Origin of the sequence: Aliarcobacter cibarius, from assembly GCF_013372265.1 — a bacterium.
Classification (GTDB): Bacteria; Campylobacterota; Campylobacteria; order Campylobacterales; family Arcobacteraceae; genus Aliarcobacter; species Aliarcobacter cibarius.
The window spans coordinates 1,166,563-1,186,305 of the sequence record NZ_CP054051.1 but is presented as its reverse complement, the minus strand read 5'-3'; the positions used below and the strand labels follow the sequence as shown (position 1 = coordinate 1,186,305).

At 26.6% G+C, this 19,743-nt stretch carries 19 protein-coding genes; 13 read left to right on the top strand and 6 right to left on the bottom strand.

The window, feature by feature from the left end; genetic code table 11:
• Positions 1-100: 100 nt before the first annotated feature.
• From ACBT_RS05860 to argC, 8 genes are all read left to right on the top strand, one after another.
• Positions 101-1,453 (top strand): TolC family protein, encoded by a 1,353-nt coding sequence (locus ACBT_RS05860; RefSeq protein WP_024776020.1) that lies wholly within the window; start codon positions 101-103, stop codon positions 1,451-1,453.
• A complete protein-coding gene (locus ACBT_RS05855; RefSeq protein WP_024776021.1) occupies positions 1,450-2,172 on the top strand; it encodes an efflux RND transporter periplasmic adaptor subunit in 723 nt (240 codons plus the stop codon). The genes ACBT_RS05860 and ACBT_RS05855 overlap by 4 nt, the downstream gene beginning before the upstream one ends.
• On the top strand, positions 2,165-3,736 hold the full coding sequence (locus ACBT_RS11785; protein ID WP_024776022.1) for an efflux RND transporter permease subunit: 1,572 nt from the start codon (positions 2,165-2,167) through the stop codon (positions 3,734-3,736). The genes ACBT_RS05855 and ACBT_RS11785 overlap by 8 nt, the downstream gene beginning before the upstream one ends.
• Complete coding sequence (locus tag ACBT_RS11780) at positions 3,733-5,394, top strand: efflux RND transporter permease subunit (RefSeq protein WP_024776023.1); 1,662 nt, start codon at positions 3,733-3,735, stop codon at positions 5,392-5,394. The genes ACBT_RS11785 and ACBT_RS11780 overlap by 4 nt, the downstream gene beginning before the upstream one ends.
• Positions 5,387-5,884 (top strand): protein disulfide oxidoreductase, encoded by a 498-nt coding sequence (locus tag ACBT_RS05840; protein WP_024776024.1) that lies wholly within the window; start codon positions 5,387-5,389, stop codon positions 5,882-5,884. Before ACBT_RS11780 ends, ACBT_RS05840 begins: the two co-directional genes overlap by 8 nt.
• 89 nt (positions 5,885-5,973) lie before the next feature.
• On the top strand, positions 5,974-6,615 hold the full coding sequence (locus ACBT_RS05835) for a DsbA family protein (protein WP_024776025.1): 642 nt from the start codon (positions 5,974-5,976) through the stop codon (positions 6,613-6,615).
• 67 nt (positions 6,616-6,682) lie between these two features.
• Positions 6,683-8,107 carry an SDR family oxidoreductase gene (locus ACBT_RS05830; protein WP_024776026.1) on the top strand — a complete coding sequence of 475 codons (1,425 nt, stop codon included), beginning with the start codon at positions 6,683-6,685 and terminating at the stop codon, positions 8,105-8,107.
• A 66-nt stretch (positions 8,108-8,173) separates the two neighbouring features.
• Positions 8,174-9,130, top strand: a complete 957-nt coding sequence (gene argC, locus ACBT_RS05825) for an N-acetyl-gamma-glutamyl-phosphate reductase (RefSeq protein WP_024776027.1) — start codon at positions 8,174-8,176, stop codon at positions 9,128-9,130.
• A gap of 43 nt (positions 9,131-9,173) precedes the next feature.
• On the opposite strand, the gene ACBT_RS05820 is transcribed toward argC, so the two are convergent.
• From ACBT_RS05820 to ACBT_RS05800, 5 genes are all read right to left on the bottom strand, one after another.
• On the bottom strand, positions 9,174-10,766 hold the full coding sequence (locus ACBT_RS05820) for an ABC-F family ATP-binding cassette domain-containing protein (RefSeq protein ID WP_024776028.1): 1,593 nt from the start codon (positions 10,764-10,766) through the stop codon (positions 9,174-9,176).
• Positions 10,767-10,861: 95 nt separating this feature from the next.
• Positions 10,862-12,355 carry a hypothetical protein gene (locus ACBT_RS05815; RefSeq protein ID WP_024776029.1) on the bottom strand — a complete coding sequence of 498 codons (1,494 nt, stop codon included), beginning with the start codon at positions 12,353-12,355 and terminating at the stop codon, positions 10,862-10,864.
• Positions 12,356-12,476: 121 nt separating this feature from the next.
• Positions 12,477-13,112 carry an NAD(P)H-dependent oxidoreductase gene (locus ACBT_RS05810; protein WP_024776030.1) on the bottom strand — a complete coding sequence of 212 codons (636 nt, stop codon included), beginning with the start codon at positions 13,110-13,112 and terminating at the stop codon, positions 12,477-12,479.
• A gap of 34 nt (positions 13,113-13,146) precedes the next feature.
• A complete protein-coding gene (locus ACBT_RS05805) occupies positions 13,147-14,175 on the bottom strand; it encodes an NADH:flavin oxidoreductase/NADH oxidase (RefSeq protein WP_024776031.1) in 1,029 nt (342 codons plus the stop codon).
• Positions 14,176-14,206: 31 nt separating this feature from the next.
• Positions 14,207-14,794 (bottom strand): NAD(P)H-dependent oxidoreductase, encoded by a 588-nt coding sequence (locus ACBT_RS05800; protein ID WP_024776032.1) that lies wholly within the window; start codon positions 14,792-14,794, stop codon positions 14,207-14,209.
• A gap of 132 nt (positions 14,795-14,926) precedes the next feature.
• On the opposite strand from ACBT_RS05800, the gene ACBT_RS05795 reads away from it, so the two are divergent.
• From ACBT_RS05795 to ACBT_RS05775, 5 genes are all read left to right on the top strand, one after another.
• Positions 14,927-15,298: a winged helix-turn-helix transcriptional regulator gene (locus ACBT_RS05795; RefSeq protein ID WP_024776033.1), complete on the top strand. Its 372-nt coding sequence runs from the start codon at positions 14,927-14,929 to the stop codon at positions 15,296-15,298.
• A gap of 3 nt (positions 15,299-15,301) precedes the next feature.
• Positions 15,302-15,994 (top strand): AEC family transporter, encoded by a 693-nt coding sequence (locus tag ACBT_RS05790; RefSeq protein ID WP_176325389.1) that lies wholly within the window; start codon positions 15,302-15,304, stop codon positions 15,992-15,994.
• 202 nt (positions 15,995-16,196) lie between these two features.
• Entirely contained in the window at positions 16,197-17,414 is a 1,218-nt protein-coding gene (locus ACBT_RS05785) for an IS110 family RNA-guided transposase (RefSeq protein ID WP_024774266.1), read from the top strand.
• Between the two features lie 180 nt (positions 17,415-17,594).
• Complete coding sequence (locus ACBT_RS05780; RefSeq protein ID WP_151028996.1) at positions 17,595-17,837, top strand: AEC family transporter; 243 nt, start codon at positions 17,595-17,597, stop codon at positions 17,835-17,837.
• A gap of 65 nt (positions 17,838-17,902) precedes the next feature.
• Positions 17,903-18,643 carry a thioredoxin fold domain-containing protein gene (locus ACBT_RS05775; RefSeq protein WP_024776035.1) on the top strand — a complete coding sequence of 247 codons (741 nt, stop codon included), beginning with the start codon at positions 17,903-17,905 and terminating at the stop codon, positions 18,641-18,643.
• Positions 18,644-18,669: 26 nt separating this feature from the next.
• On the opposite strand, the gene ACBT_RS05770 is transcribed toward ACBT_RS05775, so the two are convergent.
• Entirely contained in the window at positions 18,670-19,692 is a 1,023-nt protein-coding gene (locus ACBT_RS05770) for a YeiH family protein (protein ID WP_024776036.1), read from the bottom strand.
• Positions 19,693-19,743 lie beyond the last annotated feature (51 nt).

Here is a 19,743-nt window from a genome sequence, read left to right as displayed (position 1 = left end):
TAAAAACGATATCTTATAATATAATTTTTATTTATAATTAAGGAGCTAAAAAGCTCTTTTTTTAGGTATAATTATAGAATTATTTTATATAGGAAAATATATGAAGAAAATTTATCTAAGCTTATTAATTTCTCATTTTTGTTTTGCACAAACTATAAATTTTTCAGAAGCTTTAAAACAATCATTAGGAAATAGTAAAGATTTAAAAAAGCAAGAACTTAATATACAAATATCAAAAGAAGATACAAATAGTATTACTGCCTCAAACTATGGAGTTTTATCTCTGAACTCAAATATTAGCCGTACAAACCATGCTGGATATGTTTTTATGGGGAAATTATCTAGTAGAGAAGCTACTTTTAAAGATTTTGGGTTTTCTCAAATGAATGAAGGAATAAATACAACTCCAAAAGATTTAAATTATCCAGGTGATAGAACAGCTATAAATAACTTTGTAAGCTATGATTTACCTCTTTTTACAGGATTTAAACTAGAAAACTATAAAGATATTTCAAAATTACAAGAGAAAGCAAATGAAATTTTATATAATTTAGACAAAAAAAATTTAGAATTTGAAGTACTTAAAGCTTACAATGGTGCTGTATTAAGTAAAGACTATCTAAAAACTATGAAAAATGCTCAAAAAAATATTGAGTTCATTCACAACAGTGCACTAGAATTTCATAAAAATGGTCTTGTGACAAAAATTGATGTAAATGAAGCAAAAGTATATATGTTAAATGTAAATTCAAAACTAGTGGAAGCAGAAAATAACTTTAATTTATCACTAGCATATCTAAAATTTCTTACATCAAATGAATTAATCAGTGATGTAGAAGGAATTCAAAATATCTACTTTGATTTTGAAAATGAAGAAGAGCTATATAAAAAAGCTCTTGAAAAAAGAGATGAAGTATCTTTACAGAAAATTTCAATTGATGCAAATAATAAAAACATTGATATACAAAAAAGTTCATATTATCCACAAGTTTTCACTCATTTAGAATATGGTGTGAATGATAATAGATTTACATCTGATCAAGATAAAGATTACTATATGGCACTTTTAGGAATTAGCTTAATTATTTTTGATGGTTCAAGAAATGCATTAGTTGAAAAAGCTAAATTAGAAGAGTTAAAATCAAAGCTAGATTATGAAAAATTAAAAGATGGTATTAAATTAGAACTTGAAAAAGCAATGCTTAATTATAAAGCAAAACAAGCAATACTAAAAGAAAAAATAGAAGCAAAAGAGCTTGCAAATGAAGTTTTAAATCAAGCTAAACTTCAATATAAAAATAGATTAATCTCAATGACTACTTTGATTAATCAAGAGACAAACTATGAAAAAAGTCAAACTATGCTTTTAGAAGCCATTTATGAGAATTCTTTGGCACTTGCAAATTTGAATTTAGTTTTAGGTAAGAATATTAAAACAGGAGAAGAAAAATGAAAAAATTTATAGTTTTAGCACTTTTAATAACAAATATTTTCGCAAATATTATAGAACTAGATGGAGTAACTGAATCTCAAAATGAAAAAATAATCTCTAGTAAAATGATGGGATACATTACAAAAGTAAATGTAAATGAAGGGGATAGTGTAAAAAAAGGAGATATTTTATACGAAATTGATTCAACAGGAATTACACATGATAGTGATATTTTAAAAAGTCAAGTTAAAACTCTTGAACTTAATCTAAAAAGATATAAAAATTTATTAGACCAAGATTTAGTTTCAAAATATGAATATGAACAGTTAGAATTAAATTTACTTACAGCAAGAACGAAACTAAATGAATTAAATGCAAACTTTAGCTATCTAAAAGTAAAAGCTCCTAATGATGCTTTAGTAATTAAAAAATCTATTAAAGAAGGTGAAATGGCAATGCCAGGAATGCCTCATCTTATTTTAACTGATTTAAATTCACTAATAATAAAAGCAAATATTGCTGAATCAAATCTAAAAAATATTAAATTAAATCAAGAAGTGGATATAGAAATACCATCTTTAGAATTTAAAACAAAAGGGAAAATAGTTGCAATTTACCCAAATACTGTAGCAAATGCTCACTCATTTGTAATAAAAATAGATTTTGATAAAAAAGATTTCCAAATCTATCCATCAATGTATTCAAAAATATCTATAAATTTGGATAAAAAAGATGAATGAAAAAAATAGTAATAATCTAAATATTGCTGGAAAAATTGCAAAAAATTTTATCGAACATCCATTAACTCTAATATTGGGAGTTTTTATTTTAATTTTGGGAGTTTTTTCTCTACAAATTATGCCAAAAGAAGAAAATCCACAAATAAAAGTAAGTGGAGGAGTTGTTATTGTAGCACTTCCAGATGCAAAAGCTAGTGAAGTCCAAAAGATAATAATAGAGCCTCTAGAGAAGAAAATAAGAGAGATTAAAGGAGTTGAACATATCTACTCTTTTGCAAAAGATAGCGTAGGAATCGTTCAAGTACAGTTTTATATTGGAGAAGACAAAGAACAATCAAATCTTAAACTTTATGACCAAGTTATGAGGAATATGGATTTAATGCCAAAAAAAGCAATGCAACCAATAATAAAAACTATGGATATAGATACAGCAATTCCAATAGCAACAGTTGCATTTTATAGTGCAAAAAAAGAGGGTTCTGACATCTTAAGTCAAACAGAACTTTATAATATTGTAAATCCTTTAACGAAAGAGATTAATAGAATAGATAATGTAGCTTTAGTAGAGTTAAAAGGTGAAAAAAAAGAACAATTTAATATTTTAGTTGATATAAATAAACTAAGCTCATATAACTTATCTATGGCTTTTATAGCAAAACAAATTGAGGCTTTAAATTTCAATACTCCAAATATTTCAAACTATACAAAAAATGGTGAATTTACTATTTTTTCAATTGAAAAAGGAATTGAAACGATAAAAGATTTAGAAAATCTAATAATTTCATATAATTTTCAAACTCCAATATATCTAAAAGATATTGCAAAAATAGAAAAATCATATAACATCCAAAATAAAAAAGATGCTTACATTTATACAAAAAATAAATCAGGAAAATTTGAAGAAAACAATCAAATTACGCTTATGGCTTCAAAATTAAAAGGTTCAAATTCGGTAACAATAAATGAAGAAATTTTTCAGTATTTAGATAGTAAAAAAGAAGATTTAGCACAAAAAAATGTTAAGTTTACAATTACAAGAGATGATGGATATACAGCAAATAATGCTGTAAATGCTTTGGTAAAAGACCTTTTAATCTCAATTGTAATAATCTCAATTTTACTTATATTTACTCTTGGATTTAAAGAAGCCATGATAGTTTCTTTAACTGTTCCTATGATTTTATCTTTAACTCTGTTTATTGGATTTTTACTTGGTGAAACTGTAAATAGAATAACACTTTTTGCACTTATAGTATCTCTTGGAATGCTTGTTGATGCTGCAATTATAGTAATTGAAAATATTCATAGGCATAAAAAAGAAAATCCTAGTTTAGATATAAGAATAATTAGTATAAATGCTACAAATGAAATAGGAAATCCTACAAATATAGCAACAATAGCTATTATTATGGTATTTATACCTATGTTCTTCGTTGGTGGTATGATGGGAGAATTCATGCACCCTCTTCCTGTTTTTGTATCAATTTCTTTAGCTGTTTCGCTATTTATTGCATACGCATTTACTCCATATTTTGTAAATAAGTTTTTAGGTGGTAAAAAATGAGTCTAGAAAAAATAGTTTTAGATATTTTAAATAGCAAAAAGAAGATATTTTTAGTTTATTTTATCACTTTAGTTCTCTTTGTATTAGCAATTTTATCTTTTCCAACAAATATTTTAAAAGCAAAAATGCTTCCAGATAAAGATTCTGATAGTTTCTCAATCTATATTGATTTAAAAGATGGTTCTAGCAAATATGATACAAAAAAAGTAGTTGATTGTGTTATAAAAAATCTTGAAAATGAAGAGAATATTTTAAATATTTCAGCTTTTTTATCTCAAGGTCAACCTATAGATTTTGCAGGAATGGTTAAACAAAGTTCACTAAAAGATAAAGAATCTCAAGCTGAACTTATGATAAATATTAAAAGATTTAAAGATAGAGATATTACAAGTTATAACTTAGTAAACATTCTTAGAGAAAAAGTTCAAAATAGTTGTCAAAAAGATGAAACAATAATAAAATTTATTCAACTTCCAGCAGGTCCTCCTGTTTTATCTTCACTTGTTGCTGAAATTTATGGAGGAAATAGCTTTAATTCTAGAAGAGATTTTACAATAGAAGTTGCAAACATATTTAAAAATCAAAATACTTTAGTAGATATTGATATTCTTACAAGTGAAGATTTTAAAACTTATATTTTAAATATAAATAGCAGTAAAGCAATTATGAGTGGTATCGATTTAGAACATTTAAAATCAACTTTATATCTTGCATTTGAAGGTATGGAGATAGCTGTTGTAAACGATAAGGATGCACAAAGCCAAATCCCAATATTTTTAAGACTTGATGATAGCAAAAAATTAAACGATAATTCAAAAGAAGCTTTAAACTTAAAATTAAACAGTCTAAAAATTATAAATAATATGGGACAAATGATTAGTATTTCAGAACTAGTTTCTATTAAAGAAAGTATCAAAGAACCAGTTGTTACATCAAAGAATTTAAAGCCTTTAATAAATGTAATAGCAGAAACTTCAAATGATAGCCAAATCTACCCTCTTTTAAATTCAAGAGAAGAGATGATTGAAAAATTCTCAAATAAATATGAAATTATAAAAACCAATATGCTAAACCTTTCATTTGTACATAAAGATACAAAAGAGAGATTTGATTTAGTTTTTGATGGAGAATTACAAGTTACTATTGACACTTTCATTGATTTAGGTACAGCTTTTATAGTAGCCTTAATCTTAATTTTTTTACTTATGGTTATGTATTATAAAAATTTTGCTTTAAGTGGTGCAATAGTTCTTTCAAGTTTTATTTCAATTATTGGAGTGATTTTTGCTCATATCATTATGGATATTTTTACAAAAGATATCTTTTATCTTACAGCAACATCACTTATTGGATTTATAGCATTGATTGGAATAAACTCTAGAAACTCAACTTTGATTATTGATTTTGCAAAACAGTTAGTTATTGAAGAGAAACTTGAGGTTAATCAAGCTATTGCAAGAGCAGCAGCAACAAGATCAAAACCAATAATTTTAACTGTTTTAGTTTTAGTTTTTGCAAGTAGTCTTATAGCAAATGATGCAGTTTTTGGTGGACTTGGAGTTGCACTTATTGGAGGAACATTAATCTCTTATGTGGTTTCTATGTTTTTTGTACCTGTTGTTATAAAAAATAGTTTAAGAAAGATTGTCAATGAATGAAAAAATAAAAAAAATTCTTAGAGAACTTATAAAATACACTGTAGTAATCATAATTGCTTTAAATATTGTTAGCTACTACAATTCTCTTGATTTAAACAAAGAAAAATTTGATATTAAAAGTTTTACTTTATTAGATGGCAGTGAATATTTATTAGAAAACGAAAAGCCTATTTTAATAAACTTTTGGGCAACTTGGTGCCCAGTTTGTAAACTAGAAGAAGCAAGTATTGAAAAAATCTCTAAAGATTTTCAAGTAATAACTATTGCCACACAATCGGGAAGTAATCAAGAAATAAAAGAGTATTTAAAGAAAAACAATCTTACATTTAGAGTTATAAATGATGAAGATGGCTCTTTAGGACAAAGATTCAATATAAAAGCTTATCCAACTACTTTTATTTATGACAAAAATTTGAATCTAAAATTCAGTGAAGTTGGTTATAGCTCATATATTGGATTATATTTAAGAATGAAATTTAGTAACTTCTAAAATCTATTTTCAAGCAAATAAGAAGTATTGACATAAACTACACAAAGTTTATGATAGAATCGCTCGAAATATAAATTTTAGGAGTATTTATGCAAAATAAAAAGCTAGTTTTGCTATCAACAATTATAATTTTGGCAATATTTTTTGTTGGAATTTATATCTACCAAAACAAAGAGTCAGAAAAATATATTAATTTATCAAAAGAACAATCAACACTTTTTCAAAGAGATTACTCATTTGTAGTAGGAAATAAAGATGCAAAAGTTCAATTAGTTGAATTTTTTGATCCAGCTTGTGAAACGTGTGCATTATTTCATCCTCATGTAAAAGAGATATTAAAAAACAATGATGAAAAAATTAAGTTAGTTCTTAGATACGCGCCTTTTCATGAAAATTCAGATTATGCAGTAATGATTTTAGAAGCAGCAAGAGAACAAGGATTATTTTTAGATGTATTAGATTTTATGTTTGATACTCAAGATTATTGGGTAAAACATCACAAAGTTAATATAAAAGATTTATGGGATATCTTACCAAATGTAAAAGGTCTTGATATGCAAAAAATAAAAGAGTTTATAGATACTAAAAAAGCTGATTCAATCATTAAACAAGATTTAGAAGATGCAAAAGCATTAGGAGCAAATAAAACTCCATCTTATTTTGTAAATGGAAAACCATTACAAGAATTTGGATTAGAAAATCTTAAAAAGCTTATTAATTCAGAGTTATAAAATATTTATAAATAGTGTTATAATCTTCTAATTAAATAAAATATATTTGTTTAATCAAAGGCTTAAAATGAAAGTATTACTTACAGGTTCAACAGGATATATTGGTAGAAGATTAAAACAAAAACTACTAAATGATGAAAATATAGAGCTATCTCTTTTAGTTAGAAATAAAAAAAGTGTATCTTCTTTAAATAAAAATATAAAAATCATTGAAGGTGATACTTTTAATAAAGATTCTCTAAGAGAAGCTCTGAAAAACATAGAAATCGCGTATTATTTAATTCACTCTTTAAGTAACGAAAACTACAAAGATCTAGACAAAATTTCAGCTCAAAATTTTTTAGAAATCGCAAATGAATGTGGCGTTAAAAGAATCATCTATTTAGGTGAATTAGGTGTAAAAAACGAAAATACAAGTGAACACTTGTTAAGTCGTATTGAAACTGGAGAAATTTTAAGTTCAAATAAAAATATTCAAACAATTTGGCTTAGAGCTGGGGTAATTATTGGTTCAGGAAGTGCTAGCTTCGAAATTATTAGAAATTTAGTTGAAAAACTTCCTATTATGACAACTCCAAAATGGGTAGACACAAAAGCTCAACCAATATCTGTAAATGATGTTTTATCTTATCTTCATAACTCTTTATATCTAGATGCAGAAAGAAGTTTAATTGTTGATGTTGGAAGTGAACAATTAAGCTATAAAAATATGATGTTAAAAACTGCAAAAGTACTAGGTTTAAAAAGATATTTGATTACTTTTCCATTTATGAGTATAAATCTCTCTTCTTATTGGTTAAATCTTTTTACACCTGTAAATTTTAAAGTTGCAAAAGCTTTAATTGAAGGTCTTAAATCAGAAGTAATTATTCAAAATGATAATGCAAAAAAATATTTCCCAAATACTATTCCAATTTCCTATGAAGATGCTGTAAAAAATGCTATCAAAGAGATAGAAAATAATCAAGTAATTAGTAGATGGAATGACAAAGGAGATGGAGTTTGGGAAAAAAATCCTCAAAATGAGATATCAAAAGCTATTTTTATAGATAGAAGAGAATTAGATATTTCAAATTTAGATACTTCAAAAGTTTATCAATCATTTATAAGTATTGGTGGTGAAAATGGTTGGTTTGATTTTGACTTTTTATGGGAGATAAGAGGAATTATTGATAAATTAGTTGGTGGAGTTGGATTAAAAAGAGGAAGAAGAAGCCAATGTGATTTAAGAATTAGTGATTGTTTGGATTTTTGGAAAGTTGTTGATTTAAAAGAGAATGAAAGACTTTTACTTTATGCTCAAATGAAACTTCCAGGAGAAGCTTGGCTTGAATTTAAAATCAAAGATAACAAACTAATCCAATCTGCATATTTTTATCCAAGAGGAGTTTTTGGAAGATTATATTGGTATTCTTTAGTTCCTTTACACTATTTTATATTTAATAATATGATAAAAAGTATTGTAAAAAAGGCTAAAAACATTACTTCATAAAAATAAAATAAAGAACCTTTTGGATACACTATATACAAAATATAAATAATAATTTGGGGATACAATATGAAATTTAAAGTATTTGTAGATGGGCAACATGGAACAACAGGTTTAAAAATCCATGAGATGCTTGAAAATAGAGATGAAATAGAACTTTTAACAATAGCTGAAAAAGACAAAAAGAATATAAAAAAAAGAAAAGAGCTTTTAAATAGCGCTGATTTAGTATTTTTATGCCTTCCTGATGTTGCATCAAAAGAGTCAGTTAGCCTAATTGAAAATGAGAATGTAAAAGTAATTGATGCAAGTACTGCTTTTAGAACAGATAAAAATTGGGTATATGGAATACCTGAACTAACATCTAAACAAAGAGATAAAATAAAGAATTCAAAAAGAGTGTGTGTTCCTGGTTGTCATGCAAGTGGTTTAATAGTTGCGATGAAACCTTTAGTAAAAAATAAAATAATTAGCAAAAAACACAAACTAATTTGTCACTCAATTACTGGATTTAGTGGTGGTGGTAGTTCAATGATAAGTGATTATGAAAATGGAGATTTTGAAATTATTGGAGGACAAAGACCTTATGCTTTAAATTTAAATCATAAACATCTTCCTGAAATGAAACATGTTTTAAAACTAAAAAAAGCTCCTATATTTACACCTAGTGTTGGAAATTTCAAACAAGGTATGCTAGTAATTTCTTACTTAGAAAAAGAAAATTTAAAGAAAAAAAATGTATCAAAAGATGATTTACTAAAATTATATAAAGATTATTATAACAACGAACTATTTATTAAAATAATAGAAAATAATGATGAATACCTAGATAATGGTTTTTTAAATCCAATGAAATGTAACAATACAAACAGTTTAGAAATTTCAATTTATGAAAATGAAACTGACTTAGTAATAATATCAAGACTTGATAATCTAGGAAAAGGTGCTAGTGGTGCTGCTATTCAATGTATGAATATTATGTTAGGACTTGAAGAGAGAAAAGGTCTAAATATAGCAAAAAACTGATTTTATAAAGTAAGTTTTAAAACTTACTTTATATATTAAGAGTTTATGAAACTTTTGTCTCCATAAACTCCTCATAACTACCTTTAAAGTCAATGATAGTTCCATCTGGTTGAATTTCTATTATTCTATTTGCATAAGCATCTAGTAACTCTCTATCGTGAGATACACAAATAACAGAACCTGCATATTGATGTAATCCTTCTCCTAATGCAATAATAGCCTCTAAATCAAGATGGTTTGTAGGTTCATCTAAAACTAAGAAGTTTCCTTGTTCTAGCATGATTTTAGATAACATCATTCTATGCTTTTCTCCTCCTGAACAAGAATCTACTTTTTTTTCTTGTTCTTGACCGTTGAATAGCATTCTTCCTAAACAATTTCTAATTTCACCAATATCAGCTTCTCTATCAAAACCTCTTAACCAGTCATATAAAGTAAAATCACCATTTATAATGTCTGTTGTATTTTGTGGGAAATAAGAGTTTTGAATAGTTGCACCCCATAAAACTTCTCCACTATCAGCTTTTAAATTATCCATTAAAATTTCACAAAGTGTTGTTTTTCCAACTCCATTTGGTCCTATTAGAGCAATTTTATCACCTTTTTCTAATGTAAATGAAACATCTTTTAATACAACTTTATCTCCGTAAGATTTACAAATGTTTTTTACACTTAATAACTCTTTTCCTACTTCTCTTTTTTGTCTGAAAATAATAGAAGGATCTCTTCTACTTGATACTTCAATTGCTTGAATATCTAATTTATCTAACTGTTTTTGTCTTGAAGTTGCTTGTTTTGCTTTCGAAGCATTTGCACTAAATCTAGCAATAAATTTCTCAAGTTCTTCTTTCTCTTTTTGTTTTTTATTAACATCAGCTTGTTGTTGTTTTGCAATTAATGTAGAAGCAATATACCAATCATCATATGTTCCACTAAACTCTCTAATTTTTTTGAAATCAACATCTAAAATATTTGTACAAACTGCATTTAAGAAGTGTCTATCGTGAGAGATAACTACCATCGTTCCATCATGATGTTGAAGTTGATTTTCTAACCAACCAATAGTATCTATATCAAGATTGTTCGTAGGCTCATCTAGGAATAAAATATCAGGTCTTGGGAAAAGAACTTGTGCTAAAAGAACTTTAACTTTATCACCACCTGTTAAAGTACTCATTAAATTTTGGTGAGTTGAAGATGGAAATCCTAAATCTTCAAGAATTTTTGTAATTTTAATATCGTATTCATAAGTTGGATCTTCTTCACAACAAATAATCTCTAATTCTGCTAATCTATTATTAACTTCATCAGTAAATTCAGGGCTCATATAAAGCTCTTCTTTTTCTTTTACTGTATCATATAATCTTTTATTTCCAATCAAAACTGCATCAAAGATAGTAAAATTCTCATATGCAAATTGATTTTGAGATAAAACTCCTACTTTTTTTCCATTTTGAATTTGCACTTCACCTTCAGTAGCTTCTTCTTGTCCTGAAAGAATTTTTAAAAAAGTAGTTTTTCCAGCTCCATTTGCCCCGATTAAACCATATCTTTTTCCAGAATCGAGCTTTAAATTAATTTCAGAGAAAAGTACTCTTGCACCAAATGCTTTTTTTAAATTAACTGTTTGAACCATCTTATAACAACTCCATATTTATATTATTTTTTGATTGATTTTTAAAATTTTAAGGATTATATCCAAAAAAAAGTTTTTCTATCTTAAGAGTGAAATTATAACTCTTTTTCAAAAGCTAATTTCATAATCTCATCTTCGCTTATACCGTCACTATTCTCTTCATTTGGTGGATTTTTTATCCATAAAACTTTAGTTTTTAATTGATCTAGTTGATATTTCGTAAGATTTTTTATAAGTTGGTCTGTAACCATCTCTTTTGTCAAAGTATTTGCATTCAACATTTTTTTAATAACTTTTTCTAAGTTCTTTTTAGTAGCTTCAAATGCTTTTTCTTCTTCTGTTAAAGATATATACTCTTCATCAAGATACTTCATAACAGAATCACCTGGATATTTGTAAGTTGTTACACCTTTATAATTATATTTTTGACATTTTAGTCTAGCTATATAAACTCCAGTGAATACATATCCAAAAACTGTGTTTATACCTTCTAAAGATCTTAATGGATTATGAGAGCAAATAAAATCACCTTTTACAGTTGTAGGAGAATTTTGTAAAGATGTAATATTGTTATGTAAAATAATAAAACTTCCTTTTACCTCTTTTGGTCCACCTCTAAGAGAATTTAACTCATTTTTATGTGCTAGAAAACTTCCATTTACTTTTACAGGACTACCTTCAAGAGAAACTAACTCATTTTCACTAATATCAAAATCTCCATCAATAACATTGAATTTTAAAGGCAGTTTATATAAATTTGGTAATCTTCCAGAAAGTCTTACATCTCCAGAAACATCAACGGAACCATCACTTAAAATCGTATAATTTTTGATATCGTATCTATTTAACCAAGTTATTATATCTTCATTGTTTACTAAAGATACAACTGGTTTATAAATATGTGCAATAACTGCACTACCTTTATACCTTAAACTTTGATCTTCTTCATTGAATTTAGACGAAAGATTATTTAACTTAACATCAGTAACCAAATCTCCCATAATCTCATCAGCAATACCATCTAAGTCACTAAGTTTATTTCCATGACAAAGGTAATCACCTTTTACAGTAATTGGCCCACCAGTTAATCTTTCTATAAAGTTATGTGAACAATCAAAATTATCATCAATATTTTTTGGTCCACCATCTAAAGAAACTAATTTATTATCATTACATTTAAAAAAGCCCTTAACAGTTCTAGGGCTTGCTTTTATAGAAGTTAACTCATTAAATGAACAATTATAATTACCTTTTACCTCTTTAGGTCCATAAGATAAATTTTTTAATAAGTTATGTGAGCAATCAAACTCCCCTACTTCAACTGGACAGTCAAAAAGTGAAGTAAGTTTGTTTTTTGAGCAGTTGAAATCTCTTGCAACAACTTTTGGACAACCCACTAGAGATGTTAAGTTATTGTTACTAATATCAAAATATCCTTCAATTCTATCAAAAACTATAGGTAAATTTTGTCCCTTTAACTTATCATTTAAGTTAACATTTCCTTGTACAGAGACTTGATAATCATCAGAAATTATATAGTTATTTATTGAGTGCTCTTTTAACCAAGCTTCAATTTCTCCAAGATTCATCTTCGTTGACCTTTTTCAAATTATATATTCCCGATAATATCACAATTTTTCTTATATTTTTATAACCTTTTAAATACTCTATATTATTAATTTTTTATCAAAAAATAATTTTTATCTTATGTTATTTGATATATTCAACTACTTCATCAAATGGTAATCTCATTTGAGTAGATTGTGGATTTATTCTATATCCAAAAGGAACAACAACACTTAATCTATATTTTGATGTATCTAAGTTTAAAACTTTTTCTACATTTTCTCTTTCAAAACCTTCAATTGGACAAGAATCAATTCCTCTAATAGCAGCTGCTGTCATCATATTTGCCATTGGAATATATGTCTGTCTAGCAGTCCATGCAAAAACTTGTTCATCATTTTGTAAAACATTTGTTACTGTTAAATGGTTTTTATATAAATTATTATAAAAATCTTTTTTATCTTGAGGCATTTCTCTTCTCGCAAATCTTTTTGCAGGAACTCCACTCTCTGGTTTAACACTCTCAATTGCCGCTAAAATAACAACTAAATGAGAACATGAAGTAACTTGTACTTGATCCCAGCAAAATGGTCTAATTTTAGCTTTTAATTCTTCATTTGTAATAACTAAAAACTTCCACGGTTCTTGCCCAAAAGAGCTAGGAGATTTTCTTCCAACCTCTAAAATATACTTCATATCTTCTTCGCTAATTTTTTTTGTATCATCAAATACTTTACAAGCGTGTCTAAAATCCATAGCTTCAATAAATGTTTTTTCCATAATCTTCTCCTTATTTATTAATTAATTTTTTATTTTAAAATGCTCTTATATATGAGCTATTTATCTTGTCTTTTTCATTTAATTCATTTGCTGCATAAAAAACAAGATTTGGATTTTTAAGTAACTCTCTTCCATAAGCTACAAAATCACAAAATTCATTTTCAAGTAGATATTCACCATCTTTTCCAGTAGTTATTAACCCAACTGCAATCACAGGAATATTAACAGATTTTTTAATCGCTTTAGCCCAGTTTGCTTGATAAAAAGGTTCTATTTTTGGAGCTTTATCTATTTTTTCCATATTTCCACCACTTGAAACATGAATTGAATCAACACCAACCTTTTCTAACTCTTTACTTAAATAGATAGAATCATTTACATTCCAACCATTTTGCATCCACTCATCAGCACTAATTCTAACAATAAGAGGTAATTTTACCCTATTTTTTATCTCTTGTGCAATTTCAATAACTAATTTACATCTATTTTCTAAACTTCCACCATAAATATCTGTTCTATGGTTTGTTAGTGGTGATAAAAATTCGCATAATAAGTATCCATGAGCAGCATGAAGTTCTACCGAATCATAATCTGCTTTTTGAGCCCTAATTGCAGCATTTACAAACAACTCTTTTACATTTTTTATCTCTTCAAGTGTTAACTCTATTGGCGTTTTGTAAGGAGCCAATTGACTAAAAGCAATTGAACTTGGAGCAATACAAATATCATCATTTACTTCTGATTTTCTTCCTGCATGAGCAATTTGAATTGCGCTTTTTGCACCAAATAAGTGTAACTTCTGATTCATTTTTTTATGATTTTCAATTAAAGAGTCATCCCAAAGTCCTAAATCAAAATTTGAAATTCTTCCTTTTGGTTCAACCGCTGTTGCTTCAACAATAACTAAACCAACATCAGAAGCTGCTCTTGAAATATAATGAAAATAATGAAAATCTTTTAATTCTCCACTATTATCACTTTTATACATACACATAGGAGGCATTACAACTCTATTTTTTAGATCTAAATTCCCTATTTTACCACTTTGTAATAATAAGCTCATTTTTACTTCCTTTTATATACTAATATTTATATTATTTTTGTAAAAAATTTTCTTTTAAAGTATTCTCAAATTTTTCTAACTCTTTAGTTAAATCTAAATCTCCTTTGAAAATATCATGAACTGAATAAGTTTTTAAAGGTTCAAAACCAACAAATTGGAAAGTTTTATGAGTAGCAACATTTGCCTCATCTAAAGATAGTCCATCAAAAAAACTTTTAGGATTACTAAATTCTGTTGTTGGACAATTGTAAGTTATACTTAACATATATTTTTTACCTTTTAAAAGTCCTCCACTTCCGTAAGTTTTAGAAACATCACTTCTACTTCTTCCATCGCTTTCATAATGTCTTCCTTGAGTAAAAGTTTCATCAAAATATTTTTTTGTAATCCAAGGAACTCCCATCCAATATACTGGATATTGAAGTAAAACTGCATCAGCCCACTCAAATTTTTGACACTCTTCTTCTATGTTATAACCTTTTTCAATCTCTGTGTGTTTTACTTCAAAACCATTTTCTAAAAAGAATTTTGTTGCTCTATCTATATAGCTTCGAGTTAATTCCCCTTTTGCTACTACATCATAATATTGGTGACCATTAATTATTAAAACTTTTTTCATTATAGCTCCTAGTAAAATATTAGAAAATTATATATTTCATAAACTTAATTTCCCCTTGCTTTACTTTAGGTAAGTAAAAGAAATTAATATTCTTTTTGTTATAATATTTTTTCAAAATTTAAGGAATAAATTATGTATTATATAAATGATAAAGAGTACCGATGTAGCGTAGCTGTAACTCTTGATATTTTCAATGATAGATGGAAATTAGCAATTATTTGGCATCTCCTTGATGGTGAAAAGAGATTTAAAGAACTTCATGAAATAATAAATGAAATAACACAAAAAACTTTAACTATAAAATTAAAAGAGTTAGAAGAGAAAAATATCATTCATAGAGAAGTGTTTCCACAAATTCCACCAAAAGTTGTTTATAGTTTAACTTCTTGTGGAAAAAATTTAAAACCTGTACTAGAAGAGATGCATAAATGGGGTATAGATTATGTAAAAGAGTTTGGTGAGATAACTTCTGAAAATTCGTGTGAAAATAAAATTTGCGAGTAAAATATGGAAAATATAGTTTTAGTTTTATTTTCACTTTTTTTAGGATATATTTTAAACCGTTTTAGAATAATACAAAAAGATGGTGCAATAGCTTTAAATAAATTTGTATTGTATGTTTCTTTTCCTGCAATTGTACTTTTACAAACTCCAAAAATTAACTTTTCCTTAGAACTTATGATTCCTGCGATTATTGCTTGGATTGTAATGACTCTAAGTGCATTTTTAATACTTTTTTTATCAAAGTTATTTAACTTTAGTAAAGAAGTAACGGGAGCTTTAATGCTTGTTGCTATTTTAACAAATAGCTCATTTTTAGGTATTCCTATGCTTAGCACTTATTTAGTAGGCCAAGATTTTATGCCTTATTTACTAATATATGACCAATTTGGAACTTTCTTAGCTTTTGCGGTATATGGTACATTTATTGTATCAATTTATACTAGTAAAACAAAAGTTACATTTAAATTGATAACTATAAAAGTGCTTACTTTCCCTCCATTTTTATGTTTGATTATTGCTCTATTTTTTGTAGGGGTAGAATTTCATCCAACTATTGCTAAAGTTTTAGAAATTTTTGCAATTACTACTGTTCCTGTAGCCCTTGTTGCAGCAGGGTTACAACTACAACTCATACTTCCAAAAGAAGATATTAAACCTTCGTATAATACATTTATCAATCAAAGTTTAAAATATTGATTGAAGTTCTATGAAACTCATAGCTCTCACAAAGGCTAATAATAAACAAGTTTTTTTCCTTTTAGGATTTAAATACCTACATATAAAACGTCTTGTGTTAGCTTTATTAAATCATCTATAGGATGCTCGGGAGAAAAATATTTTCTACCTGTTATAACACGAAGCTATGAGATTTTAAACTATCACATTATGGAGGATTATTATGTATTATGTTGGAGTTGATATTGCTAAAGACAAACACTATGTTTGTATTTTAGATGATGCAAAAGAGTTAGCTTGCAAACCTTTTTGGATTTATAGTGATATATTAGGATTAAGAGAACTACTCAAACGATTAGCTGAACTATCATTAGATATGAATGACTTTATTATTGGTATAGAATCAACTGGAGCATTTAGTGAAAATTTCTATAGTTATATTACTGATGCAGATTATAAAGTAATACTTTTAAATTCTTATCAAACTTCTAAGTATAGAGATTTCTCTACTCTTAAAAAGATTAAAAATGATTCAATAGATGCTTATGTTATTGCTGAATTACTTGCTAGTGGTAAATACAAAGCTAGTTATATTAGCAATGAAGATTATCACAATTTAAAAGTTTTAAATCGATTAAAAAAATCATTAGATGATAAAATAAAAACTATTAAAAGAGAGATAACAACTGTTGTTGCTACTGTTAATCCAGAGATTGAAAAAGTATTTCCAAATATCTTTACCAAAACTGCAATAGCGATCATTAAATCTTACCCAACCGCAATGGATATTTCAAAAGCTACGCCAGAAAAGCTAACTAAGATTTTTCGACATATCAAAGGTAATAGCTTTAATCTTGAAAAAGCAAAATATCTTATAGAACTTGCTAAATCTTCTATTTATACAGGTCGTGCAAATGAATCTAGAGCTTTAATGATCAAGACTAATATTAAGATATTAGAGCTTTATATTCAAGAAAGAGATGAAGTTGAAGAACAAATTCAAATTCTTATAGACAATCAACTTGATGATGATTCAAGTAATATTGAAAATCTTAAATCAATTCCTGGAGTATCTAATAAAACTGTTACAGCAATATTAGGAGAATGTGGAGACCTTAGAAGATTTGAATCAGCTAAAGCTTTCATAGGTTTTTTAGGTCTATATCCAACTTTATATCAATCAGGTAAATCTTTATCAACTGGAACTTTAGCTAAAAGAGGAATACCCATAGCTAAACATGCTCTTTATATGGCAGCAGTATCAGCTGTTAGACATAATAACGAACTTCATAAACTTTTTAGAGACAAAGTATCATCTGGTAAATCCAAAAAAGAAGCATTGATAATTATTGCTAAAAAATTAGCATCTATTATCTATTCTCTTTTTAAATATAACCAAGCATATAATCCATATAGAGTACTAATCCAACATAAAAAGTAAACTTGTTAGTTTAACACTTGTGAGAACAATGAGTTTTCATAGAACTTTGACCAAAATGTATTATTATTTTTAAATTTGATCATTTGAACATTTCAAAAAATGCTCAAAAAATCAAACCATAAAGCACGCCTTAAAAAATAGCCTAGTCGTTTAAGCTATTCTTTATAGGATGGTTTTAGTGTGGCATTAATTGTAAAACTTATTTTTGCTCCAATAGTTGCTATTATTGTTTGCAAAATATTTGGATGGACTGGTTTAGCTGCAACTGTATCAATTTTGGAAGCTGCTATGGCTCCAATGATAACAGCAGGTGCAATTGCAGCTATGGCTGGACTTGCTCCAAGACTTAGTTCTGCTATTGTTGGATATGGAATTTTATTCTCTTTTGTAACTACATATATACTTAAAACATTTATTATTTAGAGTAATTTACATACTCTAAATATTATCTAGATACAATACGCGCAAAAATTTAATTAAGGATAATTATGTCTTATATTTTAAAATTAATATTTCTTACTTTTCTAATAGTAAGTTCAAGCTTTGCTTCCCTAAAAGAGCTTCCTAAAACTGAAATATTAAAATTAGAAAAACTTGAACTTCTTAAAAAAAACAATATAAAAATAAATAAAGCTTTTGATATAGGAAGTTTATATATGTTAAATATCAACGTTAAAGGAAATAATGATGAAGTTTTTTTAACAAAAGATAAAAACTATCTAATTTCTGGTGTAGTTGTTGATGTAAAAACAGGGTCTCAAATTTCAGCACCAGTTGATTTATCAAATTTGAAAAATAAAGAAGCTTTAATTTATGGAAATGGAAAAGATGAATATGTACTTTTTACAGATCCAGAGTGCAGTTACTGTAAAAAATTTGAGTCTTACTTTCCTTTATTAAAAGACAAAGTAAAAATAAAAATATTTTTCTTTCCTCTAGATTTTCATGAAAATGCTAAAGACTTATCTTTTTATATAATGGGGCAAAAAACAAATAATCAAAAAATTGATGCGATGTTTGAATTTAATATTGGAGATGATTTAAGTAAAATTAAAAATCTAAAATACTCAAAAAATGAACTAGATAAATTAGAAAAAAAGCTAAATGAACATATTGAATTAGGAATTGGTCTAGATATTCAAAGCACTCCAACATTATTTGATAAAGATGGAAATAGTATTGTTTGGATAGATATGCTTCAAAAATATGGAATTGAGTTTAAAGAATAAAAGAAGTATCTATATTTAGATACTTCCTAAAAAAATAATTTAACTAAAATATATCCTAATATAATTAGCCAAATAAACAAAATCAAAGATAGATAAAAAGGTTTCATTCCACTATTTTTGAACTTATCAAAACTTGTTTCCATTCCTAAAGCACACATAGCCATAGTTAAAGCAAAGTTATCTATAAAATTTATAGTATCAATAGTGCTTTTTTCTAATAATTCTAAAGAATTAAATCCTATTGCAACTATAAAAAATAGTGCAAACCATGGAATAACAACTTTTGATTTTTCCTTTTTAGTGTGAAATCCTGTTTTAATCAACCAAAATGATAATACTATCAAAAATGGAACTAAGAATATAACTCTTATCATTTTTTCAATTATGGCATTATTTGCAACAACTGTACCCAAAGCATTACTTGCACCTACAACGTGAGCTACTTCGTGTAATATTGCTCCCAAGTAAAGTCCAATTTCATTACTAGTAAAACCAAAAATATTTAATCTATCTAGAAGTGGAAATAAAAACATTCCAATTGTTCCAAAAATTACTACAAAAGATACAGCAACAGCACTTTTATAGGATTCATTTCTTAAAACACTTTGAGTAGCCATAACAGCAGCAGCTCCACAAATAGAACTACCTGCACTACATAAAATGGCTAATTCTTTATCCATTTTTAATAATTTAACTCCAACTATATAACCAAATATAAAAGTAAAGAATACTATACAAAAAGCTAGTAGAATTCCATTAATCCCAATTTCCTCAAGATTTTGAAAAGTTAATCTAAAACCGTAAAGTATAATTCCTAATCTTAAAATATATTTCGTAGCAAAGATTATTCCTTCTTTAAAATAACTTGGAAATTTTAATCTTATTGTATTTGCATAAATCATTCCTAAAAATATTCCAACGATTAATGGACTAATCCCTAATTCATCAAAAAATTGAAATTTTGAAATTATTGTAGATAGATATGCAATAATTCCAACAAATATAATTCCAATAAAAGTATTAATAATAATTTTATTATTAGTTTTCATAATATATCTCCTTTTATTATTGGAAGTATAATCCTATTTTTATAATTTGTA

Bases quoted from the DNA above. Each gene is read 5' to 3' on its own strand.
- ACBT_RS05785 (WP_024774266.1), top strand. From the start codon at position 16,197: ATGTATTATGTTGGAGTTGATATTGCTAAAGACAAACACTATGTTTGT.
- ACBT_RS05795 (WP_024776033.1), top strand. From the start codon at position 14,927: ATGTATTATATAAATGATAAAGAGTACCGATGTAGCGTAGCTGTAACT.
- ACBT_RS05860 (WP_024776020.1), top strand. From the start codon at position 101: ATGAAGAAAATTTATCTAAGCTTATTAATTTCTCATTTTTGTTTTGCA.
- ACBT_RS05855 (WP_024776021.1), top strand. From the start codon at position 1,450: ATGAAAAAATTTATAGTTTTAGCACTTTTAATAACAAATATTTTCGCA.
- ACBT_RS05805 (WP_024776031.1), bottom strand. From the start codon at position 14,175: ATGAGCTTATTATTACAAAGTGGTAAAATAGGGAATTTAGATCTAAAA.
- ACBT_RS05840 (WP_024776024.1), top strand. From the start codon at position 5,387: ATGAATGAAAAAATAAAAAAAATTCTTAGAGAACTTATAAAATACACT.
- ACBT_RS05820 (WP_024776028.1), bottom strand. From the start codon at position 10,766: ATGGTTCAAACAGTTAATTTAAAAAAAGCATTTGGTGCAAGAGTACTT.
- ACBT_RS05775 (WP_024776035.1), top strand. From the start codon at position 17,903: ATGTCTTATATTTTAAAATTAATATTTCTTACTTTTCTAATAGTAAGT.
- ACBT_RS05800 (WP_024776032.1), bottom strand. From the start codon at position 14,794: ATGAAAAAAGTTTTAATAATTAATGGTCACCAATATTATGATGTAGTA.
- ACBT_RS11785 (WP_024776022.1), top strand. From the start codon at position 2,165: ATGAATGAAAAAAATAGTAATAATCTAAATATTGCTGGAAAAATTGCA.
- ACBT_RS05770 (WP_024776036.1), bottom strand. From the start codon at position 19,692: ATGAAAACTAATAATAAAATTATTATTAATACTTTTATTGGAATTATA.
- ACBT_RS05790 (WP_176325389.1), top strand. From the start codon at position 15,302: ATGGAAAATATAGTTTTAGTTTTATTTTCACTTTTTTTAGGATATATT.
- ACBT_RS05835 (WP_024776025.1), top strand. From the start codon at position 5,974: ATGCAAAATAAAAAGCTAGTTTTGCTATCAACAATTATAATTTTGGCA.
- ACBT_RS05830 (WP_024776026.1), top strand. From the start codon at position 6,683: ATGAAAGTATTACTTACAGGTTCAACAGGATATATTGGTAGAAGATTA.
- ACBT_RS05815 (WP_024776029.1), bottom strand. From the start codon at position 12,355: ATGAATCTTGGAGAAATTGAAGCTTGGTTAAAAGAGCACTCAATAAAT.
- ACBT_RS11780 (WP_024776023.1), top strand. From the start codon at position 3,733: ATGAGTCTAGAAAAAATAGTTTTAGATATTTTAAATAGCAAAAAGAAG.
- argC (WP_024776027.1), top strand. From the start codon at position 8,174: ATGAAATTTAAAGTATTTGTAGATGGGCAACATGGAACAACAGGTTTA.
- ACBT_RS05810 (WP_024776030.1), bottom strand. From the start codon at position 13,112: ATGGAAAAAACATTTATTGAAGCTATGGATTTTAGACACGCTTGTAAA.